Source organism: Amycolatopsis sp. NPDC054798 (assembly GCF_053611505.1).
The window spans coordinates 1-22,853 of sequence record NZ_JBSHAM010000027.1 but is presented as its reverse complement, the minus strand read 5'-3'; the positions used below and the strand labels follow the sequence as shown (position 1 = coordinate 22,853).

Genomic DNA, 22,853 nt, shown 5'->3' with positions numbered 1-22,853 from the left:
GCTCAGCCAGCGAGCAAACCGCCGTACAGCATCGCGAGGTACTGCTCCGCCACGACGTCGTGGCGGAGCTTTCCGCGCGGGTTGTACCAGCGGACCGACGACCAGACGGTGTCCCGGATGAACCGGTACGCCAGGCTCACCTCGAGGTCGTCGCGGAATTCGCCGGTCTCGCGGCCCGCCTGCAGCACGCCGAGCCACAGTTTTTCGATCTTCAGCGAGGTTTTCCCGACGAATTCGAAATCGGCGAGGCTGCCGACGACGGCCGATTCGTTCTGGTAGAGCGCCACCGCGAACGGGCGTTCGTGAATCGTCGCGAAAGCGGTGTGCACCAGCGCGTCGAACTGCTCGCGCGGAGTGCCGTCCTTCCCGGCGATCTCGGTGAACGCGGCCAGCAGGTCGTCCATGAACTCCTTGAGGATCTCGCGGAGCATGTCCTCCTTGGACGCGAAATGGTGGTACAGGCTGCCGGAAAGGATGCCCGCCTCGTCGGCGATGTCGCGGACGGTGGTCTGGGAGTAGCCCCGGGTCGCGAACAGCTGCGCGGCGATGCCCAGCAGCTCTCCGCGCCGGGTGCCGCCGTTCTTGACCGGAGCCCGGCCGGTTCGCGGAGTCATCGCATGGATCCCTTCCTGCCCGCTGCTTTCCCTTATGCTACCGAACAAGCACTTGTTCAGTGAGGAGACCCGCGTGTCGACACCTCGCACGATGCCCGCACTGCTCGACGAAGCCGCCCGCCGCCACGGCGGCGCCCCGGCTGTGGTCGACGGTACGACACAGCTGTCCTGGACCGGATTGCGGGAGCGGGTACGCACCGTTTCCCGGGCGCTGGCCGCGGTCGGCGTCCGCTCCGGCGACCGGGTCGCGGTGTGGTCGCCGAACCGGGTCGAATTCATCCTGACGTTCCTGGGTGCGCAGTGTCTCGGCGCGGCGCTCGTGCCGATCAACACCCGGTACCGCGGCGAGGAAGCCCGGGTGGTGCTGGAACGGTCCGGTGCTTCGGTGCTGGTGCTGTGCAACGGATTCCTCGGCAACGACTATCTCGGGATGCTGACCGAGGCCGCCGCGCGCGCCGGTTCCGGCCCTTCCGGCGCTATTCCCGGTCTGCCGCAGCTGCACACCGTGATCGATCTCGGCGAGGACGGCGTTGCGTTGCCGTGGAACGAATTCCTCGCCGACGCGGACTCAGCGCCGGTCGTCGACGAATCCGCGGTGACGCCTTCTACGGTGGCGGACATCTTGTACACCTCGGGCACCACCGGCGTGCCCAAGGGCGTCATGAGCACGCACCGGCAGACGATCGGCGTCGCGGAGGTGTGGGCGAAGGGCGCGTCGCTCAGCCCGGCCGACAAATACGCGATCGTCAACCCGTTCTTTCACTCCTTCGGGTACAAGGCCGGGGTGGTCGCGGCGATCACCGCGGGCACGACGATCTACCCGGTGCCGACCTTCGACCCGGTGGCGTTGATGGACCTGATCCAGCGGGCTGGGATCTCAGTGCTGCCCGGTGCGCCGACCATCTTCACCACGTTGATCAATCACCCGCGCCGCGCAGAATTCGATCTGTCGTCGCTGCGCTTCGCGATCGCCGGCGCGGCCTCGGTGCCGGAGAACCTGTTCTCGGACATGCGGGAAATCCTCGGCTTCGAGCAGGTCGCGCAGGCGTACGGACTCACCGAATGCGTGGTGGCCACCCAGTCGCGGCCGAACGAAGACCCGCGGCATGTCGCGCACACGACCGGCCCGGCGGTGCCCGGCCTGGAGATCCGGACGGTCGACGGCGAGGGCAAGGACGTGCCGGTCGGCACCGACGGCGAGATCCTGATCCGGGGCGAGTTCGTGATGCTCGGTTACTTCGACGACCCGGAAGCGACCGCGGCGGCGATCGACGCCGACGGCTGGCTGCACACCGGCGACATCGGGCAGCTGGACGAGCACGGCTGCGTCAAGATCACCGGGCGACTCAAAGACATGTACACCGTGGGCGGGTTCAACGTGTACCCGGCCGAGGTGGAGAACGTGCTGAGCACGCATCCGGACGTCGTGGAGGCCGCCGTGATCGGCGTGGACGACGAACGGATGGGCTCGGCGGGCCGCGCGTACGTGACGCTGTGGGCGGGGGTCGAGCTGGATCCGGCGGCGCTGACCGAGTACTGCCGGGAGCGGCTGGCGAACTTCAAGGTGCCGCGCGAGTTCGTGGCGATTGCCGAGCTGCCGCGGAATGCCAGCGGGAAGATCGTGAAGCGCGAGCTGGGTTGACGTCGTGAGTGGCTACGCCGGTTAGAACCGGAGCAGCCGCTCACGAGCTATTACGCGAGCCGCTCCAGCACCATCGCCATCCCCTGCCCGCCCGCCGCGCACATCGTCTCCAGCCCGAAGGTCGCGTCCTTCTCCTGGAGGCCGTGCAGCAGCGTCGTCGCCATCCGCGCACCAGTCGAGCCGAACGGATGCCCCAACGCGATCGCCCCGCCGTGCACGTTGACGCGGTCGATGTCGAGGCCCAACTGGTCAACGCACGGGAGCACCTGCGCGGCGAAGGCTTCGTTCATCTCCACCAGCCCAATGTCCTTAACGGACAGTCCAGCCCGGCTCAGCGCCTGCTGGCTCGCCTCGACCGGACCGAGCCCCATGATCTCCGGACTCAGCGCCGACACCCCGGTAGCGACGATCCGCGCCAATGGCCGAATACCCAGCTCCCGCGCCCGGACGTCGCTCATCACCACGAGCGCTGCCGCACCGTCGTTGAGCGGACAGCAGTTTGCCGCGGTAACCGTCCCGTCTGGTCGGAACACCGGCTTGAGTTGAGATACCTTCTCCAGCGTCACGTCCGCCCGCGGACCGTCGTCTGTGGACACCACAGTGCCATCCGGCAAAGTCACCGGTGTGATGTCCTTCTGCCAGAACTCCACCGCCGCCTCGGCGAGGTTCTGGCTGCGCACCGCGAACGCGTCCTGATCCGCCCGGGACACTCCACAATGGTCAGCGACATTCTCCGCCGTCTCGCCCATTGCGATGTAGACGTCCGGCAGCGCACCGTCCTTACGCGGGTCCGTCCACTGCAGACCGCCACCCGCGCGCTTCTCCGTCACAGCCATCGCCTCGGCGTACAGCGGGTTCTTCGTGTCCGGCATCCCGTCGGCCTTGCCTTGGGAGAACCGCGAAACACACTCGACGCCCGCCGACACGAACACGTCGCCCTCGCCAGCGCGGATCGCGTGCATCGCCATCCGCGTGGTCTGCAGCGAAGACGCGCAATACCGGTGCACCGTCGTGCCAGGCACCGCGTCGAGGCCGAGTCGCAGCGCTACCATGCGGCCGAGGTTGTACGCCTGTTCCCCGGCCGGTTGCGCACAGCCGAGCATCAAATCGTCGATCCGGCCGACCTCCGGCACCGCGGCCAGCGCGGCTTCGACCATCTGCGCGGCGAGGTCGTCCGGCCGCAGGCCTTTGAGCGAGCCCTTGTACGCTCGCCCGATCGGCGAGCGGGCGGCGGAGACGATCACGGCTTCGGCCACAGCAAGGTCCTCCTCAGGAGTTCGGGGTGTGCTGGAGGAAAGCGGGCCATTCGCCGCCTCCGTCCACATTGAGCACTGCTCCGCTGACGTGGCTCGCGAGCGGCGACGCGAGCAGCAAACACGCTTGGCCGACCTCGGCCGGCGACGCGAACTGTCCACGCGGGATCGTCCGGGCCACCGCGTCGCGCTGCGCAGGATCGCCGTAGTGATCCTCGGAACCCGGCGTCTCGACCAATCCGCAACTGACCGCGTTGACCCGCACCCGCGGCGCCCACTCGACCGCCAAACTGGTCGTGAGACTTTCCAGCGCCGCCTTCGCCGCCCCGTACACCGCGGTGCCCGGACTGGGCCGCCGCGCCGAGATCGACGTGACATTCACCGCCGACGCCCCAGGCGTCGCTCGCAGGAGCGGATGCGCCGCGTGCAGCACGTACGCCGCGGCCAGGAAGTTGAGATCGCTGATCTTGCGATGAAACCGCGGCGACGCCTCCGCGAACTGCGCGAACGGCGCGCCGCCCGCGTTGTTGACCACGACGTCGAGCCGCCCGTGCCGCTCGCCGATCCCCTCCAGCCACCTCTGCACCTGCTCCGGCTCCCGCACGTCCACCTGCGTGAACCGCGGTTCGCGGCCGCCCACCTCGCGGAGGGTTTCGGGTTCGGTGCGCCCGCAGATCTCGACCTGCGCGCCCGCTTCGAGGAACGTCGCCACGATGCCGTCGCCGACTCCGCGTGCGCCACCCGTGACGAGGACGACGCGATCGGTCAGGTCGAAGCTGACAGGCATGCTGCTCCTTCTCGCCGGGAGCACTCAGCTTACCAAACAAGTGCTAGGTTGATGCCGACAAGGTTTTCCATGGCACAGACGGTGATCCGACGGGTCAGCATCGTCACCGGAGCACCGCCGCCGCACTGCGCCCGGACCACGGCCTGATCGACGTCCTGGTCGACAACGTCGGCGATCGAACTTTTTCCGCGCGAAACCTGAGCTGTTCAGCCCACGTAACCCGCGACCTGGCCCCAATCCGCACCCCGGGTCGTAATCCGGTCCACCAGCACGCACCGCGTCCCGGTGAAGTTCGTCGGCATGCACTTGTTGCAGTGGATGCACAATGACGGCGTCCCCGGCTCGGCCGCGATCCGGTTCACCAGATCCGGCTCGCGCAGCAAAGCCCGGCCCATCGCGACGTACTGGAATCCCTCGCGCATCGCCAGCTCCATCGACGCGCGGCCGGTGATCCCGCCGAGCAGCACCATCGGCAGGTTCACCGCCGCCCGGATCTGGCGGGCGTCTTCGAGCAAGAACGCGTCCCGGTAAGGGTATTCGCGGAGGAAATGCTTCCCGACCGCCCGCACGCCCAGCCTCAGCGGCTGCGGCATCACCGCCGCGAACTCGCGGACCGGCGCGTCGCCTTTGAAGAGGTACATCGGATTCAGCAGCGACGAACCCGCGGTCATCTCGAGCGCGTCGCAGGTGCCGTCGGCTTCGAGCCATTGCGCCACCGGAATCGCCTCGTCGAGCCAGAAACCGCCAGGCACGCCGTCGTCCATGTTCATTTTCACGATCACCGCGATCCGGTCACCGACCGCGTCGCGCACCGCGCGCATCGTGTCGCGCGCGAGCCGGGCGCGGTTTTCCAGCGAGCCGCCGTATTCGTCGGTGCGATGATTCAGTTTCGGGCTCAGGAACGAGCTGATCAGGTAGTTGTGTCCTAAATGGACCTCGACGGCGTCGAACCCGCATTCGATGGCGCGTTTCGCCGCCTCGGCATGGGCGCGTTTGACGCGTTCGATGCCCGCGTGGTCGATTTCCCGGGCGCAGCTGAGCGTCGCCTTGTGGAAATACCGGCTCGGCGCGAGCGCGGGCAGGCCGTTGCCCTTCGGGTTCGCGACCGGCCCGCCGTGCCCGATCTGCGCCGAGATCGCCGCACCCTCGGCGTGCACCGCGTCGGTGAGCACGCGCAGACCGGGCAGGGCTTCGTCGGCCCAGTAGATCTGATGCCGGTCGGTGCGGCCTTCCTTGGCGACCGCGCAATAGGCGACGGTGGTCATCCCGACGCCGCCTTTCGCGTAGCCGACGTGGAAATCGACCAAATCCCGGGTGACCCGGCCGCGGTGGCTGAGCCCCTCGTAGGTCGCCGCCTTAACAACGCGATTGCGCAACCGCATCGGCCCTAGCCGCGCAGGAGCCAGCGGATCGGGCGGGGCGGGGGTCGTAGAAGTCACCTTGCCACGGTAGGAAACGGAGGGGAGGCCCGCTCCGGCGATCTCGGTGACCGGGAGAGCTCGCTGACCTGCGGGGAACTCCTGAGCGCGGTAACGCTCCGGCCGGCCCCGGCGACTCCTGTGCATCCGTGTTCGAGCTTCGCCGGAGGAGATCGCCGATGACCGACGTCAAACCCCGTCCTCGCTATCACGCCGACGCGTTCACCGGCCCCGTCGCGGTCGCTCAGCGGCTCAAGGACGCGTCTGAGACAGACGGACCGACGGACTACGCGAACCGGATCAACCTGGAGATCCTGGGACAGCTCGCGGCGATCCGGCGGCACGCGCTGGTCATCGCCACCATAGTCGTGATGTGGGCGATCCTGACCTCGATCGGGATCATCGTGATCATGGCCAATCTGCCGGGCAGCGGATCGTCCGGCTACCGCTACTGAGGCACCGGCTCTTCGATGCGGACGATCTCCTGTTCGGCAGCCTCCCAGGGCGGACAGGTCGCCGCGACGGATGGCGGCGGTGTCGAGGGCGGGTCGGGCACGGCGCTGCCTCCTCAGCCGAAGAAGGCTTGACCGCCGTCGAGCGGCACGGTGGCTCCGGTCAGATAGCGCAGATCGGAGCCGACCAACGCGACGACAGCGCGGCCGATATCCTCCTCGCATTCGCCGATCCGGCCCATCGGAATGGTCGAGACGAATGCGGCGGCCTCTTCAGGATTGTGCTCGGTCCACCATTTCAATCCGGGCGACAACGCATGCGGCGCGATCGCGTTGACCCGGATCCCGTCGCGCGCCCACTCCACGGCGGCGGTGCGCGACAGCGAGCGCAAGGCTTGTTTCGCGGCCGCGTAAGCACCGTAGGTCGTGGGATCCCAGCGCACCATCGCTGAGGTGACCAGGTTGACGATCGACCCGTCACCGGTCGCTTTCAAATGCGGGTGGGCGGCCTTCATGAACGCGAACGCGGCGAACGGGCCGGTTTCGAAACCGCGCACGAAATCGTCGTCGCTCATTTCCAGCAACGGGCCGAAAGCACCGGAGTACGCATTATTGACCAGAATGTCCAGCCGTCCGAACCGCGAGACGACCTCGTCGACGACCCCGGGAATCGAGGCGGTCTCCGCGACGTCGCACTCGAACGGTTCCGCGGAAGCACCCCGTTCCCGCAAAAGACGGCAGGTCTCGTCCAGCTTGCTCCTCGTACGCCCGAGAACGGCGACCGACGCGCCCTCCCCCGCCAGCGCCAGCGCGATTCCTTGGCCGACGCCTTGTCCGGCACCGGTCACCAGGGCCACCCGGCCCGCGAGCTTGTTCATCGGCCTCCTTCGTCTTGGGCAACCGGTCGCGCGACGTGTTTCGCCACGAAAATCCCGTCCGCGGAAACGCAGACCTGACCGTCGGCGAGGATTTCGCCCGTCGTGTGGATCCGGCGGCCCTCGCTGGATCGCTGCCGCGCGCGGATCGTCAACTCCTCGAACAGCGGGGTCGTCCGGTGGTAGCGGACGCTGAGCGTGCCGGTCATCCCGTCCGGCCCGGGCCCCCAGCTGTTGGCGACGCCGAGCGCGTGATCCAGCAGCAGCGCGGAAATCCCACCGTGCACGCAGCCCGGCGGGCCCTGGTACGGCAGGCCGAGCGTCACCGTGCCGGTCACCGATCCGTCCGGCAGGCCGTGCAGGTGCAACGGCGGCGCGAGCGCGTTTTCCGGGCCAGTGACGGGATCGTGGCGCGGTCTCCCTGCCCACATTCCGACGAACCGATCCTGTCGCTCCGGCGCGTGTTCTTCGAGCTGGTCAGCGATCCGGTTGAGGTCGCAGGCGATGTCCGCCATCGGCGCGGCGCTGTCCGCGCCCGCGTGCAGGAGCGCGCTGACCACCCGTCGGGCCGCCGCGACAGCAGCGTCAATGCCGTCGTCATTCGGGACGGGCGACAACGGGACGTTTTCGGCGTAAGTCGTCATCAGTAATGCGCCGCCGGGCGGAGGGTCGCCTCGGCACCGCCGTCGACGTAGACGACCTGGCCGGTGATATGCGTCGTCGCGGCGTCGGCGAAATACGCCAGAACTCGCGCGACGTCCTCCGCGTCCGCGTAACCGTGCAGCGGCATCGGGACTGCTTTGTCCATCACGGCTTTCATCTTCGGGTCGGCGAACAGCTCGTCGGTCATCGGCGTCAACACCGCACCGGGCGCGACCACGTTCACCGCGATTCCTGCGTCGGCCCAGCCTTCCGAAACGGACGTCCGGCGCGCCCACTGCGCGATCGCGGACTTCGAGGACGGGTACAGCTGGAACGCGCGGTTGTCCGCGATCGCCTGGCGCGCGGCGGCCAACGCAGCTTGTTCGTCACCGTGCAGGCAGGCGTCGACCACCGCGGGGTCGTTCGGCTGGGTGCCGGAGATCGAGCCGACCAGGACTACGCGCGGTGCTTCGGACTTCGCGAGCAGCGGCTGGAGGGCTTCGACGAACTCGGTGCTGCCGAAGTAGTTCACCGTGACCATGGCCTCGCCAGGGTTCGACGTTCCGGCGCAAGTGATCACCGCGTCGACGTGCCCGGTGCGCTTGCCGACCTCCTCGGCGGCGGCGATCCGGCCGGGCGGAGCGGAGAGGTCCGCGTCGACGGTGCTGCCCGCGAGGTCGACGCCGAGGACTTGATCGCCGCGCTCGGCGAGGAGGCTGCTGAGCGCCGCACCGATCCCCGAACTGGCTCCGGTGACGACGACAGTGCGCGGCATGACGGCCTCCTGAGGCGGGGTTCCCGGAACGGCCGCGACGCTACGGGGAACTCCGCCGCGCGTGACTGGTTCATCCCGGTCACCGGGAGAAACGATCCGGGCGGCCTACGGTCCGGGGAGGTCTTCGGGAAGAACGGTTGGGCGAGGAGGACCGGAAGGCCGGACTCGACCGCCGCGCAATGCCTCTGGCTGAGATCTCACCGCACCGGGGCAGACACGGCACCGCGGCTGCCTGGAAGACGTGCAGCCGGGCCTAGATCAGCTCGGGGCGAGCGCCTGACATGCCAGGCAGTGCCGCTGCCGCGCGCCTGAGATACCAACTCGCCGGACCACGACGCCACTACAGTCCCGCTACCGCAAAGCCCGACCAAAACCAGCTCGACGCAAGCACCTTGCAGGCCAGACAGCGTCGCTGCCATCCCACCTGAGATATCAGCTCACCGAACCACAACTCCACAACAGTCCCGCCGCCCCGCACCCGGCCCAGAACTGCTCAGCGCGAGCACCTGGCATGCCAGACAGCGTCACTGGCGCCCGCCTGAGATACCACTCTGCCGAACCACGACATCACGGCAGTCCCGCTACCCCACAACCCGACCCAGCCCAGCCAGCTCGATGCCAGCAGCTGACATACCAGACAGCGCCATCCCACCTGAGATATCAACCCGCCAAACCACGACACCACAGCAACCCCGTCACCGCGCACCCCGGCCCAGTTCCGCCAGCAGCAACCGGCACGCCAGCACTGTGTCCGCCTCCGCCTCCTCCGCGGTGATGTGCCCGTTCAGCCGCGAGGTCAGCACGCCGTACCAGGTCTGCTCGATCAGCCGGACCAAACGGCGGTCGTGCTCGCTGGCGTCGGCCACCCCGGCGACGCGCAGGATCAACTCAGCGAACTCGACCGTCGCGGCCATATTCGGCGATTCCCCCGCGACCGTCGCGTTGTTCGACTGCAGCATCGCCTGCGCCAGCCGAGGCCGTTTCAGCAGCTGCCGCGCGGCGTCGACCAGTACGCGTGCGACCGCCTCAGCCGGTTCCTGACCGGGCTGGACCGGGACGCTGACCCGGTCCAGCTGTTCGACCTGGCTGTGCAGCAGCGCGGTGAACAGGACCGTCTTCGACGGGAAATAGCGATAAAGCGTCGCGATGGCGACGCCGGCGTCCCGGGCAACGTCGAGCATCTGGATCCGGTCGAGACCGTGCTCGGTGCCGTGGTCCGCGGCCGCTCGCAGGATTCGCCGGTAGCGCTCCTGCTGCGCGGGCGAACTCGGCGTGGCCGGCGCCCGGTTCTCGGCGACTCTCGGCACCGCGACTCCTCCGCTCGTGATCAGGGCATTCTCGCCCACGATCCTCCCATCGGGAGCCGCCGCTACCGGTCAGTGGGACGACCGCGGCCCAGCGCGGCGCGGATGCGGTTGGCTCGGCAGGTCGCGACGATTTGGAGGACTCATGGCTTTCGACGACCAGTTCGACGTGGTGGTAGTCGGATCCGGAGCGGGTGCGCTGACCGGCGCGTACCTCGCCGCCCGGGCCGGGTTGCGGACCGCGGTGGTCGAGGGCGCGGACCGGCTGGGCGGGACGTCGGCGTACTCCGGCGCGGCCTGCTGGCTGCCCGGCACGCAAGTCCAGCAGCGCTTCGGCGTCGCCGATTCCACCGAGGCCGCCCGCGAGTACCTGCGCGCGCTGCTCGGCGAGGACCGGACCGGGCGGCAGGAGGCGTTCCTGGCGAAGGCACCGGAGCTGGTCGCGGCACTGGAGGCGGATCCGGCGCTCGAGTTCGAGTGGCGGGCGTTCCCGGACTACTTCGACCGGCCGGGCCGGGTTCCCGGCGGACGGTCGTTCGTGCCGGTCGACCTGCCACTTTCCGAGCTGGGCGACCGCGCGGAGCTGGTGCGTCCGCCGGTGGACCGCGACCGCGCCGGCCGCGGGCACCGGGACGCTCCGCTGGACGGCGGCCGGGCGCTGATCGGGCGGCTGCTGCTGGCTTTCGACGCGACCGGCAACGGCACCGTATTCACCGGGACGCCGGTCGACGAGCTGGTGGTCGAGGACGGCCGGGTGGTCGGCGTCGGACCGCAGCGGATCGGGGCGACGTACGGCGTGCTTGTCGGTGCGGGCGGGTTCGAGCGGAACGCAGGCTTCCGGGAACAGTCCGGAGTGCCGGGCTCGGCGGCCTGGTCGATGGCGCCCGCGGAGACCAACCGCGGCCAGGTTCTCGAGGCGGCGATCGCGCTCGGCGCGGCGGTCGACCTGATGGACGAGGGCTGGTGGTGCCCGGGGGTCGCGATGCCGGACGGCGGCGCGTCCTTCACTCTCGGCTTCCGCGGCGGAATTGTCGTCGACCGCGACGGGCGGCGGTACGCGAACGAATCGCTGCCATACGACCAGATGGGTCGTGAGATGGCAGCGGACCCTGCGCGGCGGATTCCATCGCACATCGTGTTCGACAGTCGTGAGGGCGGCCGGTTGCCCGCCATCGCATTGCCCGGCGGGCGGCCGGACGACCATCTGGCGGCGGGGACCTGGGTGGAAGCGGACACCCTCGAGGAGCTGGCGAAACTGATCGACGCGCCGGAGCTGCCCGAGACTGTCGCCCGGTTCAACGCGTTCGCCGAAGCCGGGCGCGACGAGGATTTCGGCCGTGGCGAGGACGAATACGCCCGGCATTTCGCGAATCCGGTGCTGGTGCCGTTGGATCGCCCGCCGTTCCGCGCGGCGCGGCTGGTGCTGTCGGACTTGGGCACGAAGGGCGGGCTGGTGACCGATCCGGACGCGCGGGTGCTGCGCGCGGACGGCTCGGTGGTGAAAGGTTTTTACGCGGTCGGCAATTCGGCGGCGTCCATGACCGGGCAGTACTACCCGGGGCCGGGAATTCCGCTGGGCACGGCGATGGCGTTCGCCGCCCGGGCCGTCGACGATCTGGTGGCACAGGCTGGAAAATGACCTGCGCGCCGGCGATCGGGTCGGTTACCGTCTCCGGAGTGGAGGACTACTTCGGGGAAAGTGTCGCTGCGCGGTACGACGAATCGTCGGCTGAAATGTTTTCGCCGGAAGCGGTGAACCCGGCGGTCGACGTCCTGGCCGGGCTCGCCGACGACGGCCGGGCGCTGGAACTGGGCATCGGCACCGGCCGGATCGCGCTGCCGCTCGCCGCGCGGGGCGTGCCGGTGTCGGGAATCGACCTGTCGTCGGCGATGGCCGCGCAATTGCGCGCGAAACCGGGCGGCGACGCCATCGACGTCACGATCGGCGACTTCGCGACAACCCGGGTCGCTGGGGCCTTTTCGGTGGCATATCTGGTGTACAACACGATCGGCAACCTGACATCTCAGGACGCGCAGGTGGCCTGTTTCCGCAATGCCGCGGCACATCTCGAACCGGGCGGGTGTTTCGTGATCGAGGTCGGGGTGCCGGAGCTGCGGAAGCTGCCGCCCGGGCAGACTGTCGTGCCGTTCGATCTGAGCCCGACGCACTGGGGGTTCGATCTTTACGACGTCTCGACGCAGTCGATGAGTTCGTACCACGCGCGGGTGGCGGACGGGCGGGGCGAGTTCCGGGCGATTCCGTTCCGGTACGTGTGGCCTGCCGAACTGGACTTGATGGCGCAGCTGGCGGGACTGCGGCTGCGGTCGCGGTGGGAAAGCTGGACGGGCGAGCCGTTCACCCACGAGAGCGAGCAGCATGTGTCAGTCTGGGAGAAGCCGCGGGGCTCGTGAGCGTTCGCGCCGGTGAGAACACTCGCTAGACCGCGCTGTCATTTCGGCGGGGTGAAGGCGGCCAGGTGCTCCGCCGCGGACCAGTCGTCTCCCCAGTAGCTCGTTGGTGTGCCGCCCGAGCGTCGAGGGAGCCGACCGACCGTCAGGTGCGCCAGGCTCGGCGGTTCGCCGCGCGGGACCGGGCAGATCGCCATGCTGTGGTGGCGCTGGTTGACGTCCAGGAACCGCACCCGGCGAGGTTTCCGGTCGGGTGCGCTGCTCGCCGTCGAGCCCGCGGATCTCGGTCACAGCGAAACTCCTTGCGAAATAAGAGACCTCAGATCATCGAGAGCATCGGGCCGGGCGGCGGCTCGACGTCGCGGTCGGTCAGCGCGGACGCGTGGAACACCGAACCTGGCACGTGGATCGCGGGCGCCAGGCCCACGTCGCACCAGAACCGCTGGACCGGGTTGGCCATCCGCAGGCCGTTGCCGTCGGGCGACCGCCTCGTCCATCGCGCGCCACGCCGCGGCGACATTGGTGCGGCGCGACAGGCCAGCGTCACCGGCGAGCCGGAAGCTGCCTTGTCGTAGAACCCGTTGTCCAGCATGACGATTCGCGACGCTCACCACACCGATGTCCCTGCACCCCAGCCACCGCACCGGCGCGGGTGGGCCTCTCAGCGACCGGGAGCCGTGCCGCAGTCGTGACCCGCCGTGTGTTGACGCAGCACGCAGCCGCCGTGTTACGTTCCAAACTAGAAATGATTTCACTTCGGCCGCGAGGAGCACAGCATGCCGGTTGCCGCGATCGAAACGGACCCCATCGCCGCGGACGCCTCGCGGAACCGCGGCCTGCCGCCGTCGATGGTCGAACGGATGACGCTGATCCTCGACGCCTTCGACGCGCCGAGCACCCGGCTCACCCTTGAACAGGTCGCGCGCACGACCCATCTCCCCCGTTCGACCGCGCACCGCATCCTCGACCAGCTCGTGCGGCTGCAGTGGCTGTCGCATTCGTCGTTCGGCTACGCGCTCGGCACCCGCGCGCTGAATCTCGGCGGCACTGGCGGCAATCACCTCGAACTGCGCGAGGCAAGCGCCGCCGTGCTGCACGAACTGCAGTTGCGCACGGGGATGGTCGCGCACCTGGCGATCCTCGACGGCGCTGACGTCCGGTATCTCGACAAGCTCGGCGGCCGGTGCGCCGCGGCCGTCCCGTCGCGCGTCGGCGGTCGCGCGCCCGCACAGTGCACCGCGCTCGGCAAGGCGATGCTCGCGTGGCTCCCCGCCGAACAGGTCGAGGACCGGGTCATGCCGTCGCTCGGCCGCCAGACCAGCCGGACGATCTGCGACATGGTGACCCTGCACCGCGAACTCGGCCGGATCCGCGACCGCAACGGCCTCGCCTTCGAACGCGGCGAATGCTTTTCCGACATCGCTTGTGTCGCCGCTGCCATCCGAGGCCCGGAGGGGCCGGAAGCGGCGATCTCTTTGGTCGGCGACGAGAACACCGCGCTGGAGCGGGTCGCGCCGCTGGTCGTGGTCGCCGCGCGGCAGGTCACCCAGGAGCTGTACCCGATGGTCCGGCTCCGCACGGCCGAACCCGCTTGGAACTGACTGTCCACAACGGACTCTGGGAAGCGTCCGGTACCCGAATCATCCGCGGGGTCCCGCGCGCGGAACTCGCGCTGACCGCGCACGAGGCGACGCGGAAGCGGTTCCCGGCGAAGCAGCCAACGGCCGCGCCTTGACGGCCTCCGCACCAGTTGGGGCCGCGAGGGGAACCTTCACGGAATCTGATTTCCCCCAGGGTTTCCCTCACGACCCCCGGCCAGCCAGGAACCCGCTGACTGCGGCATGAAAGCCCATCGGGTCTTCCACCCAGGGGAGATGACCAGCACCGGGCAGTTGTACCCGCGTGGCGCTCGGCAGCGCCTGTTCCAGTGAATCCACGGCCCAGCGCGGGCGAATGTCCGCGGAGCCGTCCACGATCAGGGTCGGTACCTTCAGCGTCTCGCACTGGGCGCGCAGATCTGGCGAAAGCTTGCCTTCGCGGTTGAGCGCTGCGTTGCACTCGAAATTCACGCCGAACCACGGGTCCGCCATGGCTTCGGCGTGCCGCAACGCGTGCTCCCGGTCGGCGAAGTCGGCCGACCATTGCAAGACGCAGTACTCCCGATCCTCCTCCGCAGAGCGTGACCGGTCCCGCAGCGACTCCCACCGCGCGAGGTGCCCGCCGAGTGCGGTGCGGAGATTTCGCTGGTAGTCCGGGTGCCAGGTCGAGTCGTCGTCGATTCCGGTGCCAGAGACGTAAACCAGTTTCGTCACGCGTTCCGGATGCGCCAGCGTGTAGCGCAAGGCCAGCTGCGCGCCCCACGAATGGCCCAGCAGCGCGACGCGGTCCCAGCCGAAATGGGCCCGCACCGCGTCGAGGTCCGCCATTGTCCGCTCGACCGAGTACGGTCCCCGCCGCTGCGACCGGCCGCATCCTCGCTGGTCCCAGCGACAGACCGTCGCGGCTGCCGACAGGTCGGCCGCGACGTCCGCCATCATGTCCCATAGCCCGGGGCCGCCGTGGCAGAAGACGACCGGTTCGCCGTCGCCTGTCCGGGCCGCCCAAAGCCGGAGACCGTCTTCGGTCCGCACCGATTGCTCCACGAGACGCAGTATGGCGTCAGGCTTGCGCGACGGGCACCCGGGCGGTCGCGTCCTCGACCAACCCGCCCTGCGCTGGTTTGCGGCCGTGCTTCATCAGCAGGATGACCGCCACCCCGACGATGCAGTTGCCCGCGCCGCCCAGCCGCTCGATCGCGGGGCAGGTGGCGGTGAACGACGCAGATTCGCACGGGAGTTCTGCCATCCGGGTGACGCCGGGACCCGAGTACGGACCGGCGACCCGTCGCCTGCTTCGTGGTAGCGCACGGCGCGGAGTTCGCGCCGCGCCGCGTTGTGGCTCAGTTCCGGCCTGGCTGACCTCTTGCTCGCGGATGCGGGATCACGCCGAAGCCAGCCAGCCGTCAGATGCGCGGGCCGGAAGCCCCGGTAAACGAGAGAGCAGGTGGCACCCGGCAGCTTCTGCTGGCGAAGCCAGGCAAGCCGCCGAAGCACCGACTCCGCCGGAGATGCGCCGCGAGTGGTTATGCGTCAACGCGCTGGCCGAACCGCAGGCCGATCTCTGCGGTCGCTTCGGATCCCGCCGAGGCCTCCGCTTCGAAGCACTGGATTGGGAGCATTCCCGGTGGCGCACACCGGAATTGCCCGCGCCCGGCCGGGTGCTCGCGCCCGACGACCGGCCGATGATCTTCTACCGCAGCGATTTCGACGTCGCAAGCCACCGGACGAGGCCCCGGCTATCTCTGGGGCTGGAGCGACCGCTGAGCCTCTTCCTCCAGCGCGCGCACCATCGCCACCGCGGCCGGTTCCGGCTGATCCCCCGTCACCGCCCACAGCGCGCGCCGCAGGCCGCCGCATTCGTCGCGCACCGGGATCCACCGGACGTCGGCGGGCAGCGAATCCGCCGCGAAGCCGGGCACCAGCGAAATGCCCAGGCCCGCCGCGACCAGCCCCAACCGCGTCGGCCACGCGCGCACCGCGAACGCGATCGACGGCCCGGCGATCCCCGGCCACGCCCCGAATTCCGGGGAACTGCCCGCGCCGACGATCCACTGCTGTTCGGCCAGTTCGTCCGGCTCGACCCAGCTGCGCCCGGCGAACGGATGCGACTCCGCTACCGCCACGCCGTAGCCGGTTCCGGTGCGCAATTCGGTGCGGCGCAGGCTGTCGAAATCGTATTCCGGCAGCCCGTCCCCGGTCACCGCCACCGCGACTTCGAGCCTGCCGCGGCGCAGCGACTGCAGCTGCGCCGGCGTCGCGGATTCGGCGAGCTGCACTTCCACGCCCGGATGCGCGCGCAGCAGCCGGGAGACCGCCCGCGGCAGCAAAACCGCCGAGGCGGCGGGAAATCCGCCGACCGAGATCCGTCCGGCCAGCCGGTCGCGCAGTCCGGCCAGCTCTTTTCCGGCCGCGTTCACGCTGTCCAGAACCCGCCCGGCGTGCCGGATCAGCACTTCTCCCGCCGTGGTGGGACGGATTCCGCGCGCGTGCCGTTCGAACAGCGCGGTCCCCGTAGCGCGTTCGCTCGCCGCGATCTGCCGCGACACCGCCGATTGCGTGTAGCCGAGCCGGTGCGCGGCAGCACTGAACGACCCGGTGCGGGCCACCTCGACCACGACCCGCAGGCCGGTGAGCGTCAGATCAGCCATTCCGCCAACCATATCCGAAACACCCGGCCGCGGAAGTCCACAGTAGACGCCACCGCGGTTCCCTCCCCTTTTGCCACGACGCGAAATACCGTTCCCGGCCGCGCCGGGCGGGATTTTCGCGCCCCGAAGGACACCGAGAGTGCCCCAATGACCTCGCCTCGGGTGCCGCCGAACGCCCGAATCGCGATTGCGGCGAACAGTCGAACTCGCCGCGAACCGCTCCGCACGCGAAACACCGGCGCGGGAACGGGCGATGTCATCGCCAGGAGTGGCGAAAGGAATCTCCAGCGTGACCGTCCGCGGCGCCCGCCCGCCGACGGTCTACTGTGGAATGCCCGCACGCACTCGCTGTTCACCGGGTGGCCGTCGCCGCTTAACCGTCGACGGTAACTTTCCGGCGGCACGTCCGCGATGTCCTTTCTGACTGCGACGGCTCGTCACCGGACGGCCGTCCGAGCCGGACTGAGGTTGCGACACATGAAAAGCGCTCGAAGTCCACGTCGGACTCCCCGGTTCCAGCTGATCGGCGGCCCGGGGAACGCGACGAGGTGGCGGCTCCTCGGCACGAACAACGCGTCGCTGGGCCTGGGCACCGTCGACTACCGGAACGGGGAGGAATGCGTCGCGGCCATCCAATGGCTGTGCGCGAATCTCCCGCGCACGCGCATGGAACTGACCCACGACCACGGAATAGACTGGCGGTGGTTCCTGCGCGCGGGCCGCGGGACGATCGCGTCGGCGAGCCACGCCTACGGCCGCCGCATCGAAGCGCAGCACGGATACGAACGATTCGTCACCGCGGTCGCGGCTGCCGCGGAATTCGCCGCGGAAGGCCGGATCACCGACTGGCGCACGAAGTACCGGCTGCCCGGCTGAACGCGTTCGTCGGGCATTAACGCCCGCGCCGTCGGGCGGGAACGCGACCTGCCGGGCAGCGTTCGCCGGAACTGGTTTCGGCCACGGAACAAAAGCTGATGCGTGCACTTATTGCCCGATTCGCGGGCACCTATGCCGCGAGCCGCACCGGAGAAAGGCCGAAATCGTCAGCGCAAGACGTCGTCTTCGGCGGAGCCGGACGCCGCGGAGGCCCTTGGCGGATCGGGTATCGCCGCCGGGCTGACTGCCGCGTCCAGGCGAAGCGCACCTCCCCGCCGGGACCTGCCGTGATCGCCAGTCCGGAAAAACGGCAGCACCCCGGAACGCGCCGCTCGATTCGCCGGTTGTCCGACCGGGTCCCGCGTCGCCCGCCATCGGCGGACCTGACCGTGGCCTAGGTCAGTGTTCGTTCCAGGGCGGAGCCGATCCCCAGCCCCAGCGGGGCACCGGCTGATCGCCCGCCGCTCCGGCTCCCGGCGCGGAGAACACCACCGCGAGCCTGCTGCCCCATTCGAGATATCCCGCCAGCGCGGCGCGGAACTCCGGGTCGGCGGGCAGCCCGGCCTCGTCGGCGGTGGCCAGCAGCAGCGAGACCCAGCGGCGCCGCTGCGGTTCGGTGATCGCGCGGCCGGCGTGCCTGGCGATCATGTGTTCGTGCCCGCCGTGGCGGGCGGTGTACTCGGCCGGGCCGCCGAACACCTCGCCGAGCCACACCGCCACGTGCGCGGGATGTTCGGGGCTCATCCCGGCGAACACCTCGGCGAGCAGGTCGTCCCCGGCCACTTTCGCGTAGAACGCCTCGGTCAGCCTGGCCAGCGCGGCTGATCCGCCTGCCCACTCGTAGAGCGTCGGCACCGCACCGCCCGCACCGGCCACCCCAGTGCGTTCGTAATGCCGCATCTCCTCGATGTGCTCGGCATAGGGCCGGATCGCGGCGAGGAACGCGGCGAACCGAGGCCCGCCCCGGAAACCCTGGAGGTGTGCCTCGGCCGAAGTCCAGGCGATGCGCAGGATGTAGCTGCCCGGTTCGCCGGCGGCGCGGGCGAGTTCGTAGTCGTGGCACTGTTCCGCCGCGGCGAGCGACGTGGCCGCCCGTGCGTAGGCGGCTTCGAAAGCCGCGCGCTCGCCGTCCGGAATGCGGTACCGGATGTACTCGATGATCACCGTGTCACCCAAGCACGCGCCGGACCGGCCGCCTAGTACGCACTTGCCGGTGCGTACCCGCGGCAGGCGATGATGGCGGAATGAAAGCGCGCTATTCCTGTGCGGTCGAACTGGCCGTCGACGTCATGGGCGGGAAATGGAAGCCGGTGATCCTGGCGCGGCTCAAGGAAGGCCCGCACCGTTACGGCCAGTTGCGCCGGGCCATTCCGTCGATCGCCGAGAAGGTGCTGACCGAGCAGCTGCGGGAGCTGGCCGCGGCCGGTCTGGTGAACCGGACCGAGGTGGGCGGCCGGGTGCCGACGGTGGAGTACCGGCTGACTCCGGAAGGCGACGAGCTGCGCCCGGCGCTGACCGCGCTGTACGAGTGGGGCAGCCGGTATGCCGAGCGCAACGGCATTCCGGTCGGCGCTTCCTGAACCGGCGGGACTCCTCGGCGCCGACGGCCGGGCGTTCGCTGAGCCGGGCAGGGACCTTGGCTAGGAGCGGAGCAGATCGGCCAGCACCGCCGCTTCGCTGATGTCGCTGCGTTTGGTCGCGGTCAGCAGGCTGAGCGGGCCTTTCTCGGCGAGTGCGCGCAACTGGTCCAGCGCTTCGGCGCGTCCGGGTTCTTCCAGTTCCGCGCGGTAGCGGTCGGCGAATTCGTCGTAGCGGTCCGGATCGTGCGCGTACCACTTGCGCAATTCCGTGGACGGGGAGATCTGCTTGAACCAGTCGTCCAGGTGCGCGCGGTCTTTGCTCAGCCCGCGCGGCCAGAGCCGGTCGACCAGGACCCGCGTGCCGTCGGCGGGTTCGGGCGGGTCGTAGACCCGGCGCACCTGGACTCGGCGTTCGCTCATCGGGGCAGCGGCTCCTTCCGCGTCGAGGTTCCGTCAGCCCCAGCGTCCGCCGCCGGACGACGTCGCGCAAACGAAGCGGGTATAACCCCAGGGTATGGAACTGCGTCAGCTGCGGTACTTCGTCGCCGTCTTCACCGAGGGGTCGATCAGCCGGGCGGCCGGGTCGCTTCTGATGTCGCAACCCGCGCTGACCCGGCAGATCCGCGTGCTGGAGCGAGAACTCGGGACGCCGTTGTTCGACCGGGTGCCCACCGGCGTCCAGGCGACGGTGGCCGGCAGGGCGCTGCACGAGCATGCGCGGCAGCTATTGCGGCTCGCCGACGCGACCCGGGAGGTCACACGGTCCGCGGCCCCGGTCAAGGAGCAGGTCGAGATCGCGCTGCCGCCGGGGATCCCGCAGGACTGGGTGCTCGCGGCGCTGGCCGAGATCCGCCGTCAGGTGCCGGACGCGGCTTTGTCGTTTTTGGACGCCAGCAGCACCGAGCAGCTGCGGATGCTTCGCGAGGGGCGGATCGACATCGGGCTGGTCCACCAGAACCCGCCGTCGACGCTGCAGGGGCGGTTGCTGTTCGAGCATCCGTTCGGGGTCGCGATGCGGCCCGGGCACGCGCTTTTCGGGCGCGCGCGCTGCCGGTTGCGCGACCTCGACGAGGTCCGGGTGCTCGCGCACGCACGGGCCCAGGTCGCGGCCGGATACGACCAGATGATCGCCGCGGCGCAAGGACTCGGCGTGTCGCCGCAATGGCGGTTCGCGCAGTTCAGCGAGAACGCGATGGCCTGCGCGGAAGCCGTCGAGGCGGACGCTGTCCTGCTGAGCCGCCACAGCGCGAACCGCCTGCTGCCCGGCTGGGCCTGGAGCGAACTTGTCGAGCCGAACGTCCCCCTGACGACCTGGGCTGCCTGCCAGCCGCAGACCCGGCGGATCGTCAGTGCGGTCATGGGCGCGCTGGGCGACCTTTAACGTCGCACGCTGTCTTCAGGTCCGAGATAGCCGAACCCGGCCTGTACCGGGCGATATTCCGCGATTCCCTCGGCAGTCCTCGCACCGCGCAACACGATCGCAGTCGGCACCGCGGCGGTCCTTGCCGCCGCGAAAGTCGCGACCGGACTGCCCGCCCCTGGGCACGGCCCCGTGCGGGAGCCCGGCCGGACCGGACTCCCGCACGGCTCCGGCTCAGCCGGTCGCCAGCACCTTCAGCCGGTCGATGCCCGCGCTGAAGTAGTCCTGGTCGAGCGGCGTCGAGGTGTACTGCCAGAAGGTGTAGAACCCCCAGTTGTAGGGCAGCGCTCCCGGCGACGACGAGTACGCCGCCACCCACAGCGGGTTGGTCGAGCTGAAGTCGCCCTGGTTGCCGGTGCACTGGGTCCACCAGCTGGTCGCCGTGTAGATCACCGGCCAGCGCGACGTCTTCGCGTGGTACTCGTCGCTGAACGCCTTGATCCACGACACCATCGCGGACTGGCTCAGCCCGTAGCAGGCCGAATTGGGCCCCCATTCGATGTCGAGCGTGCCGGGCAGGGTCTTGCCGTCGTTGGACCAGCCGCCTCCGTGCGCGACGAAGTAGTCGGCCTGCGCCGCGCCGCCGGAGAGGTCCGGGCGGCCGTAGTGGTACGCGCCGCGGATCATGCCGACGTTGTAGGAACCGTTGTACTGCTGGGTGAAGTCCGGGTTCTGGTAGCCGGTGCCCTCGGTCGCCTTCACGTAGGCGAACCGCTTGCCCTGGTTCCAGTAGGACTGCCAGTCGACCGCCCCTTGGTAGCTGCTCACGTCGATGCCCGGCGTCGTCTCCTCGACCGCCGCCGGCGCGACCGGCGCGCCGCCTCCTTCGTGCGCCCGGATAGAGGCGCCCATCTGGTGGTTGTCCGGCGTCTCGGCCGAGGTGCTCGCGGCCGCGGCAGGTGCGGCCGACGCGTTCGGCGCGGTCGCCACGAGCAGGGCGGCAGCCGCGGCGAACACCGCTCCGGTCAGGCGCCGGCGCGCCCTCCCGGCGGGTCCCCAGTGGTGAGTGGTCATGACAGGTCCTTTCGGATGCCCTCGCGACGCGCCACCCGATCAGGCGGCACGAGGACCTGATTCTGTTACTAAATGTGATGCACTGTCACTGCTCCAAGTGAACTAATTTCCACTTGACCGGACAACCAGAAAGACATTCTCGGTAGGCCGTTGCGGTCGAATTCGCCGAAAACGCCGCCGGCGCGCCGCGTCCGGCTTACTCTCCTCCGCCATGTCGACACAGCGAAGAACCCGGACGATCCTCCAGTTCCTGGCCGTCCTCCTGGCACTGGCCGCGACCGGGACCGGCACCGCGCAAGCGGGCGAGTCCACTCTGCTGCACTACAACCATTCCTACGGCGTCCTCGACCGCGAGACCGCCGACGCCATCGAACATTCGGCCTACCTCAAGGACTTCGCCAACTTCCAGGTCCGCACGACGACCGGCGCGGGCGGCGAGAAGTGGACCGGCCGCTACCTGATGGGCCGCGAAACCTACCTGGAACTGCTCGGCGTCGGCGACGTCCCCGGCAAGGACGGCGACCTGGGTTCGACGGGCCTGGGAGTCTCGGTCGAACACACCGGTCAACTGTCCGAAGTGATCCAGCACCTGCACGACGCGGGCGTCACGAACCCCTTGGAGTTCCAGCAAACCCGCGACTTCGGCGACGGCAAGCCCGTCCCGTGGTTCACCGGAGTCTTCACCACCGACCAGTACGACACCTTCGGCGCCTGGGGCATGGAATACCGCCCGGAGTACTTCGCCGACCCGCGCAGCAACACCGGCCCGGCGGCCTACCCCGGCGACATCAGCCGCAGCCGCTACCTCCCCGACGACTACCGCGACCACCTGATGCGCGACGTCACCGGCATCCGCCTGGGCATCACCGCACGCGACCTCGGCAACACCCTGCCGCTGCTGCGCGCCGGAGGAATGTCCGTACGCCAGTCCCCGACCGGTGCCGTCGCCACCGACGGCATGACCACCATCCGCTTCGAAACCGTCCCCGCGAGCCAAGTCGGCCTGCGCCAGATCGACCTGGCCCTCAACCACCCCGCCGGAACCCGCCACGTCGAACAACTGGGCCACTCAACCCTCACCGTCGGCCCCGGCGCCCACGCCCGCTGGACCTTCGACATCCGCGGCTGACGCTCGGCTGTGAAGGTTCCCCTCACGGCAGTCCTTTCCGTGAGGAGAACCTTCACAGACCCAGATTCCCCCAGGGTTCCCCTCACGACCTTCGACGGTCCGCGAAGGGCTCCTTCCCGGACTTAGATTCCCTCAAGGCTCCTTCACGACCGCCCGCGCCCGCCCCAATGCCACATTGGGTGCGTCCCACGCACCCAATGTGGCGTTCGGTGCGTCCCACGCACCCAATGTGGCGTTCGGTGCGTCCCACGCACCCAATGCCACATTGGGGCGCTAGCCCCAACCCTCACCCAACCGCCACCCGCGAACCCACCCCGCCCACAACACCCAAGCCCCGCGCCCCACCTGCCCAGCCGCACCCGCGCGCACAACCCCACCAACCACCCAAGCCCCGCGCCCCACCCCCTCAACCGCACC

General features: G+C 69.4%; 25 protein-coding genes. 9 read left to right on the top strand and 16 right to left on the bottom strand.

Features of this window, described 5'->3' with window-relative positions; genetic code table 11:
• Window positions 1-2: 2 nt before the first annotated feature.
• Window positions 3-614, bottom strand: a complete 612-nt coding sequence (locus ACWGIC_RS18600) for a TetR/AcrR family transcriptional regulator (protein WP_452077171.1) — start codon at window positions 612-614, stop codon at window positions 3-5.
• A 73-nt stretch (window positions 615-687) separates the two neighbouring features.
• Between ACWGIC_RS18600 and ACWGIC_RS18595 the strand changes: the two genes are divergently transcribed.
• Entirely contained in the window at window positions 688-2,256 is a 1,569-nt protein-coding gene (locus ACWGIC_RS18595; RefSeq protein ID WP_452077170.1) for an AMP-binding protein, read from the top strand.
• Window positions 2,257-2,306: 50 nt separating this feature from the next.
• Here the strand turns inward: ACWGIC_RS18595 and ACWGIC_RS18590 are convergent, their stop codons facing one another.
• The 3 genes from ACWGIC_RS18590 to ACWGIC_RS18580 form a co-directional block, all read right to left on the bottom strand.
• The gene (locus ACWGIC_RS18590; RefSeq protein WP_452077169.1) at window positions 2,307-3,512 is read right to left on the bottom strand and encodes an acetyl-CoA C-acetyltransferase; all 1,206 of its coding nucleotides are present in this window, start codon (window positions 3,510-3,512) and stop codon (window positions 2,307-2,309) included.
• 13 nt (window positions 3,513-3,525) lie between these two features.
• Window positions 3,526-4,296 carry an SDR family oxidoreductase gene (locus ACWGIC_RS18585; RefSeq protein WP_452077168.1) on the bottom strand — a complete coding sequence of 257 codons (771 nt, stop codon included), beginning with the start codon at window positions 4,294-4,296 and terminating at the stop codon, window positions 3,526-3,528.
• Between the two features lie 206 nt (window positions 4,297-4,502).
• A complete protein-coding gene (locus ACWGIC_RS18580) occupies window positions 4,503-5,678 on the bottom strand; it encodes an NADH:flavin oxidoreductase (protein ID WP_452077244.1) in 1,176 nt (391 codons plus the stop codon).
• 215 nt (window positions 5,679-5,893) lie between these two features.
• Here ACWGIC_RS18580 and ACWGIC_RS18575 point away from each other — a divergent pair, with 215 nt between their 5' ends.
• Window positions 5,894-6,169, top strand: coding sequence for a hypothetical protein (locus ACWGIC_RS18575; protein ID WP_452077167.1), 276 nt, complete (start codon window positions 5,894-5,896; stop codon window positions 6,167-6,169).
• A 113-nt stretch (window positions 6,170-6,282) separates the two neighbouring features.
• On the opposite strand, the gene ACWGIC_RS18570 is transcribed toward ACWGIC_RS18575, so the two are convergent.
• The 4 genes from ACWGIC_RS18570 to ACWGIC_RS18555 form a co-directional block, all read right to left on the bottom strand.
• Window positions 6,283-7,044 carry an SDR family NAD(P)-dependent oxidoreductase gene (locus ACWGIC_RS18570; RefSeq protein WP_452077166.1) on the bottom strand — a complete coding sequence of 254 codons (762 nt, stop codon included), beginning with the start codon at window positions 7,042-7,044 and terminating at the stop codon, window positions 6,283-6,285.
• Window positions 7,041-7,685, bottom strand: a complete 645-nt coding sequence (locus tag ACWGIC_RS18565) for a PaaI family thioesterase (protein ID WP_452077165.1) — start codon at window positions 7,683-7,685, stop codon at window positions 7,041-7,043. The genes ACWGIC_RS18570 and ACWGIC_RS18565 overlap by 4 nt, the downstream gene beginning before the upstream one ends.
• Entirely contained in the window at window positions 7,685-8,458 is a 774-nt protein-coding gene (locus ACWGIC_RS18560; protein WP_452077164.1) for an SDR family oxidoreductase, read from the bottom strand. The genes ACWGIC_RS18565 and ACWGIC_RS18560 overlap by 1 nt, the downstream gene beginning before the upstream one ends.
• Before the next feature lie 695 nt (window positions 8,459-9,153).
• Complete coding sequence (locus ACWGIC_RS18555; RefSeq protein ID WP_452077163.1) at window positions 9,154-9,765, bottom strand: TetR family transcriptional regulator; 612 nt, start codon at window positions 9,763-9,765, stop codon at window positions 9,154-9,156.
• 142 nt (window positions 9,766-9,907) lie between these two features.
• Between ACWGIC_RS18555 and ACWGIC_RS18550 the strand changes: the two genes are divergently transcribed.
• Window positions 9,908-11,401, top strand: a complete 1,494-nt coding sequence (locus tag ACWGIC_RS18550) for an FAD-dependent oxidoreductase (RefSeq protein ID WP_452077162.1) — start codon at window positions 9,908-9,910, stop codon at window positions 11,399-11,401.
• On the top strand, window positions 11,398-12,174 hold the full coding sequence (locus ACWGIC_RS18545) for a class I SAM-dependent DNA methyltransferase (RefSeq protein ID WP_452077161.1): 777 nt from the start codon (window positions 11,398-11,400) through the stop codon (window positions 12,172-12,174). The genes ACWGIC_RS18550 and ACWGIC_RS18545 overlap by 4 nt, the downstream gene beginning before the upstream one ends.
• 38 nt (window positions 12,175-12,212) lie before the next feature.
• On the opposite strand, the gene ACWGIC_RS18540 is transcribed toward ACWGIC_RS18545, so the two are convergent.
• Both ACWGIC_RS18540 and ACWGIC_RS18535 read right to left on the bottom strand, forming a co-directional pair.
• The gene (locus tag ACWGIC_RS18540) at window positions 12,213-12,404 is read right to left on the bottom strand and encodes a hypothetical protein (protein WP_452077160.1); all 192 of its coding nucleotides are present in this window, start codon (window positions 12,402-12,404) and stop codon (window positions 12,213-12,215) included.
• Window positions 12,405-12,490: 86 nt separating this feature from the next.
• Complete coding sequence (locus ACWGIC_RS18535) at window positions 12,491-12,763, bottom strand: hypothetical protein (protein ID WP_452077159.1); 273 nt, start codon at window positions 12,761-12,763, stop codon at window positions 12,491-12,493.
• Between the two features lie 184 nt (window positions 12,764-12,947).
• Here ACWGIC_RS18535 and ACWGIC_RS18530 point away from each other — a divergent pair, with 184 nt between their 5' ends.
• Window positions 12,948-13,772, top strand: a complete 825-nt coding sequence (locus ACWGIC_RS18530) for an IclR family transcriptional regulator (protein ID WP_452077158.1) — start codon at window positions 12,948-12,950, stop codon at window positions 13,770-13,772.
• A gap of 201 nt (window positions 13,773-13,973) precedes the next feature.
• Here ACWGIC_RS18530 and ACWGIC_RS18525 read toward each other — a convergent pair whose 3' ends face one another.
• The 3 genes from ACWGIC_RS18525 to ACWGIC_RS18515 all read right to left on the bottom strand — a co-directional run bounded on the left by ACWGIC_RS18525 (window position 13,974) and on the right by ACWGIC_RS18515 (window position 16,417).
• Window positions 13,974-14,801: an alpha/beta fold hydrolase gene (locus ACWGIC_RS18525; protein WP_452077157.1), complete on the bottom strand. Its 828-nt coding sequence runs from the start codon at window positions 14,799-14,801 to the stop codon at window positions 13,974-13,976.
• Window positions 14,802-14,829: 28 nt separating this feature from the next.
• Window positions 14,830-15,015 carry a hypothetical protein gene (locus tag ACWGIC_RS18520; RefSeq protein WP_452077156.1) on the bottom strand — a complete coding sequence of 62 codons (186 nt, stop codon included), beginning with the start codon at window positions 15,013-15,015 and terminating at the stop codon, window positions 14,830-14,832.
• Window positions 15,016-15,505: 490 nt separating this feature from the next.
• The gene (locus tag ACWGIC_RS18515; RefSeq protein ID WP_452077155.1) at window positions 15,506-16,417 is read right to left on the bottom strand and encodes a LysR family transcriptional regulator; all 912 of its coding nucleotides are present in this window, start codon (window positions 16,415-16,417) and stop codon (window positions 15,506-15,508) included.
• A gap of 477 nt (window positions 16,418-16,894) precedes the next feature.
• On the opposite strand from ACWGIC_RS18515, the gene ACWGIC_RS18510 reads away from it, so the two are divergent.
• Window positions 16,895-17,293: a DUF1508 domain-containing protein gene (locus ACWGIC_RS18510; RefSeq protein WP_452077154.1), complete on the top strand. Its 399-nt coding sequence runs from the start codon at window positions 16,895-16,897 to the stop codon at window positions 17,291-17,293.
• 399 nt (window positions 17,294-17,692) lie between these two features.
• Here the strand turns inward: ACWGIC_RS18510 and ACWGIC_RS18505 are convergent, their stop codons facing one another.
• Complete coding sequence (locus tag ACWGIC_RS18505) at window positions 17,693-18,457, bottom strand: globin domain-containing protein (protein ID WP_452077153.1); 765 nt, start codon at window positions 18,455-18,457, stop codon at window positions 17,693-17,695.
• 80 nt (window positions 18,458-18,537) lie between these two features.
• On the opposite strand from ACWGIC_RS18505, the gene ACWGIC_RS18500 reads away from it, so the two are divergent.
• Window positions 18,538-18,873, top strand: a complete 336-nt coding sequence (locus ACWGIC_RS18500) for a winged helix-turn-helix transcriptional regulator (protein ID WP_452077152.1) — start codon at window positions 18,538-18,540, stop codon at window positions 18,871-18,873.
• 60 nt (window positions 18,874-18,933) lie between these two features.
• Here the strand turns inward: ACWGIC_RS18500 and ACWGIC_RS18495 are convergent, their stop codons facing one another.
• Window positions 18,934-19,293 (bottom strand): DUF488 domain-containing protein, encoded by a 360-nt coding sequence (locus tag ACWGIC_RS18495; protein WP_452077151.1) that lies wholly within the window; start codon window positions 19,291-19,293, stop codon window positions 18,934-18,936.
• A 94-nt stretch (window positions 19,294-19,387) separates the two neighbouring features.
• On the opposite strand from ACWGIC_RS18495, the gene ACWGIC_RS18490 reads away from it, so the two are divergent.
• Window positions 19,388-20,254, top strand: a complete 867-nt coding sequence (locus ACWGIC_RS18490) for a LysR family transcriptional regulator (protein ID WP_452077150.1) — start codon at window positions 19,388-19,390, stop codon at window positions 20,252-20,254.
• 213 nt (window positions 20,255-20,467) lie between these two features.
• Here the strand turns inward: ACWGIC_RS18490 and ACWGIC_RS18485 are convergent, their stop codons facing one another.
• Window positions 20,468-21,307, bottom strand: a complete 840-nt coding sequence (locus ACWGIC_RS18485) for a GH25 family lysozyme (RefSeq protein WP_452077149.1) — start codon at window positions 21,305-21,307, stop codon at window positions 20,468-20,470.
• A 211-nt stretch (window positions 21,308-21,518) separates the two neighbouring features.
• On the opposite strand from ACWGIC_RS18485, the gene ACWGIC_RS18480 reads away from it, so the two are divergent.
• Window positions 21,519-22,436: a DUF5829 family protein gene (locus ACWGIC_RS18480; RefSeq protein WP_452077148.1), complete on the top strand. Its 918-nt coding sequence runs from the start codon at window positions 21,519-21,521 to the stop codon at window positions 22,434-22,436.
• Window positions 22,437-22,853 lie beyond the last annotated feature (417 nt).

Excerpts from the sequence above, each read along its gene's own strand:
- ACWGIC_RS18480 (WP_452077148.1), top strand. The coding sequence starts at position 21,519 with ATGTCGACACAGCGAAGAACCCGGACGATCCTCCAGTTCCTGGCCGTC.
- ACWGIC_RS18515 (WP_452077155.1), bottom strand. The coding sequence starts at position 16,417 with ATGGCTGATCTGACGCTCACCGGCCTGCGGGTCGTGGTCGAGGTGGCC.
- ACWGIC_RS18600 (WP_452077171.1), bottom strand. The coding sequence starts at position 614 with ATGACTCCGCGAACCGGCCGGGCTCCGGTCAAGAACGGCGGCACCCGG.
- ACWGIC_RS18550 (WP_452077162.1), top strand. The coding sequence starts at position 9,908 with ATGGCTTTCGACGACCAGTTCGACGTGGTGGTAGTCGGATCCGGAGCG.
- ACWGIC_RS18580 (WP_452077244.1), bottom strand. The coding sequence starts at position 5,678 with ATGCGGTTGCGCAATCGCGTTGTTAAGGCGGCGACCTACGAGGGGCTC.
- ACWGIC_RS18530 (WP_452077158.1), top strand. The coding sequence starts at position 12,948 with ATGCCGGTTGCCGCGATCGAAACGGACCCCATCGCCGCGGACGCCTCG.
- ACWGIC_RS18520 (WP_452077156.1), bottom strand. The coding sequence starts at position 15,015 with ATGGCAGAACTCCCGTGCGAATCTGCGTCGTTCACCGCCACCTGCCCC.
- ACWGIC_RS18585 (WP_452077168.1), bottom strand. The coding sequence starts at position 4,296 with ATGCCTGTCAGCTTCGACCTGACCGATCGCGTCGTCCTCGTCACGGGT.
- ACWGIC_RS18560 (WP_452077164.1), bottom strand. The coding sequence starts at position 8,458 with ATGCCGCGCACTGTCGTCGTCACCGGAGCCAGTTCGGGGATCGGTGCG.
- ACWGIC_RS18545 (WP_452077161.1), top strand. The coding sequence starts at position 11,398 with ATGACCTGCGCGCCGGCGATCGGGTCGGTTACCGTCTCCGGAGTGGAG.
- ACWGIC_RS18510 (WP_452077154.1), top strand. The coding sequence starts at position 16,895 with ATGAAAAGCGCTCGAAGTCCACGTCGGACTCCCCGGTTCCAGCTGATC.
- ACWGIC_RS18485 (WP_452077149.1), bottom strand. The coding sequence starts at position 21,307 with ATGACCACTCACCACTGGGGACCCGCCGGGAGGGCGCGCCGGCGCCTG.
- ACWGIC_RS18495 (WP_452077151.1), bottom strand. The coding sequence starts at position 19,293 with ATGAGCGAACGCCGAGTCCAGGTGCGCCGGGTCTACGACCCGCCCGAA.
- ACWGIC_RS18500 (WP_452077152.1), top strand. The coding sequence starts at position 18,538 with ATGAAAGCGCGCTATTCCTGTGCGGTCGAACTGGCCGTCGACGTCATG.
- ACWGIC_RS18535 (WP_452077159.1), bottom strand. The coding sequence starts at position 12,763 with ATGCTGGACAACGGGTTCTACGACAAGGCAGCTTCCGGCTCGCCGGTG.
- ACWGIC_RS18490 (WP_452077150.1), top strand. The coding sequence starts at position 19,388 with ATGGAACTGCGTCAGCTGCGGTACTTCGTCGCCGTCTTCACCGAGGGG.
- ACWGIC_RS18565 (WP_452077165.1), bottom strand. The coding sequence starts at position 7,685 with ATGACGACTTACGCCGAAAACGTCCCGTTGTCGCCCGTCCCGAATGAC.
- ACWGIC_RS18575 (WP_452077167.1), top strand. The coding sequence starts at position 5,894 with ATGACCGACGTCAAACCCCGTCCTCGCTATCACGCCGACGCGTTCACC.
- ACWGIC_RS18570 (WP_452077166.1), bottom strand. The coding sequence starts at position 7,044 with ATGAACAAGCTCGCGGGCCGGGTGGCCCTGGTGACCGGTGCCGGACAA.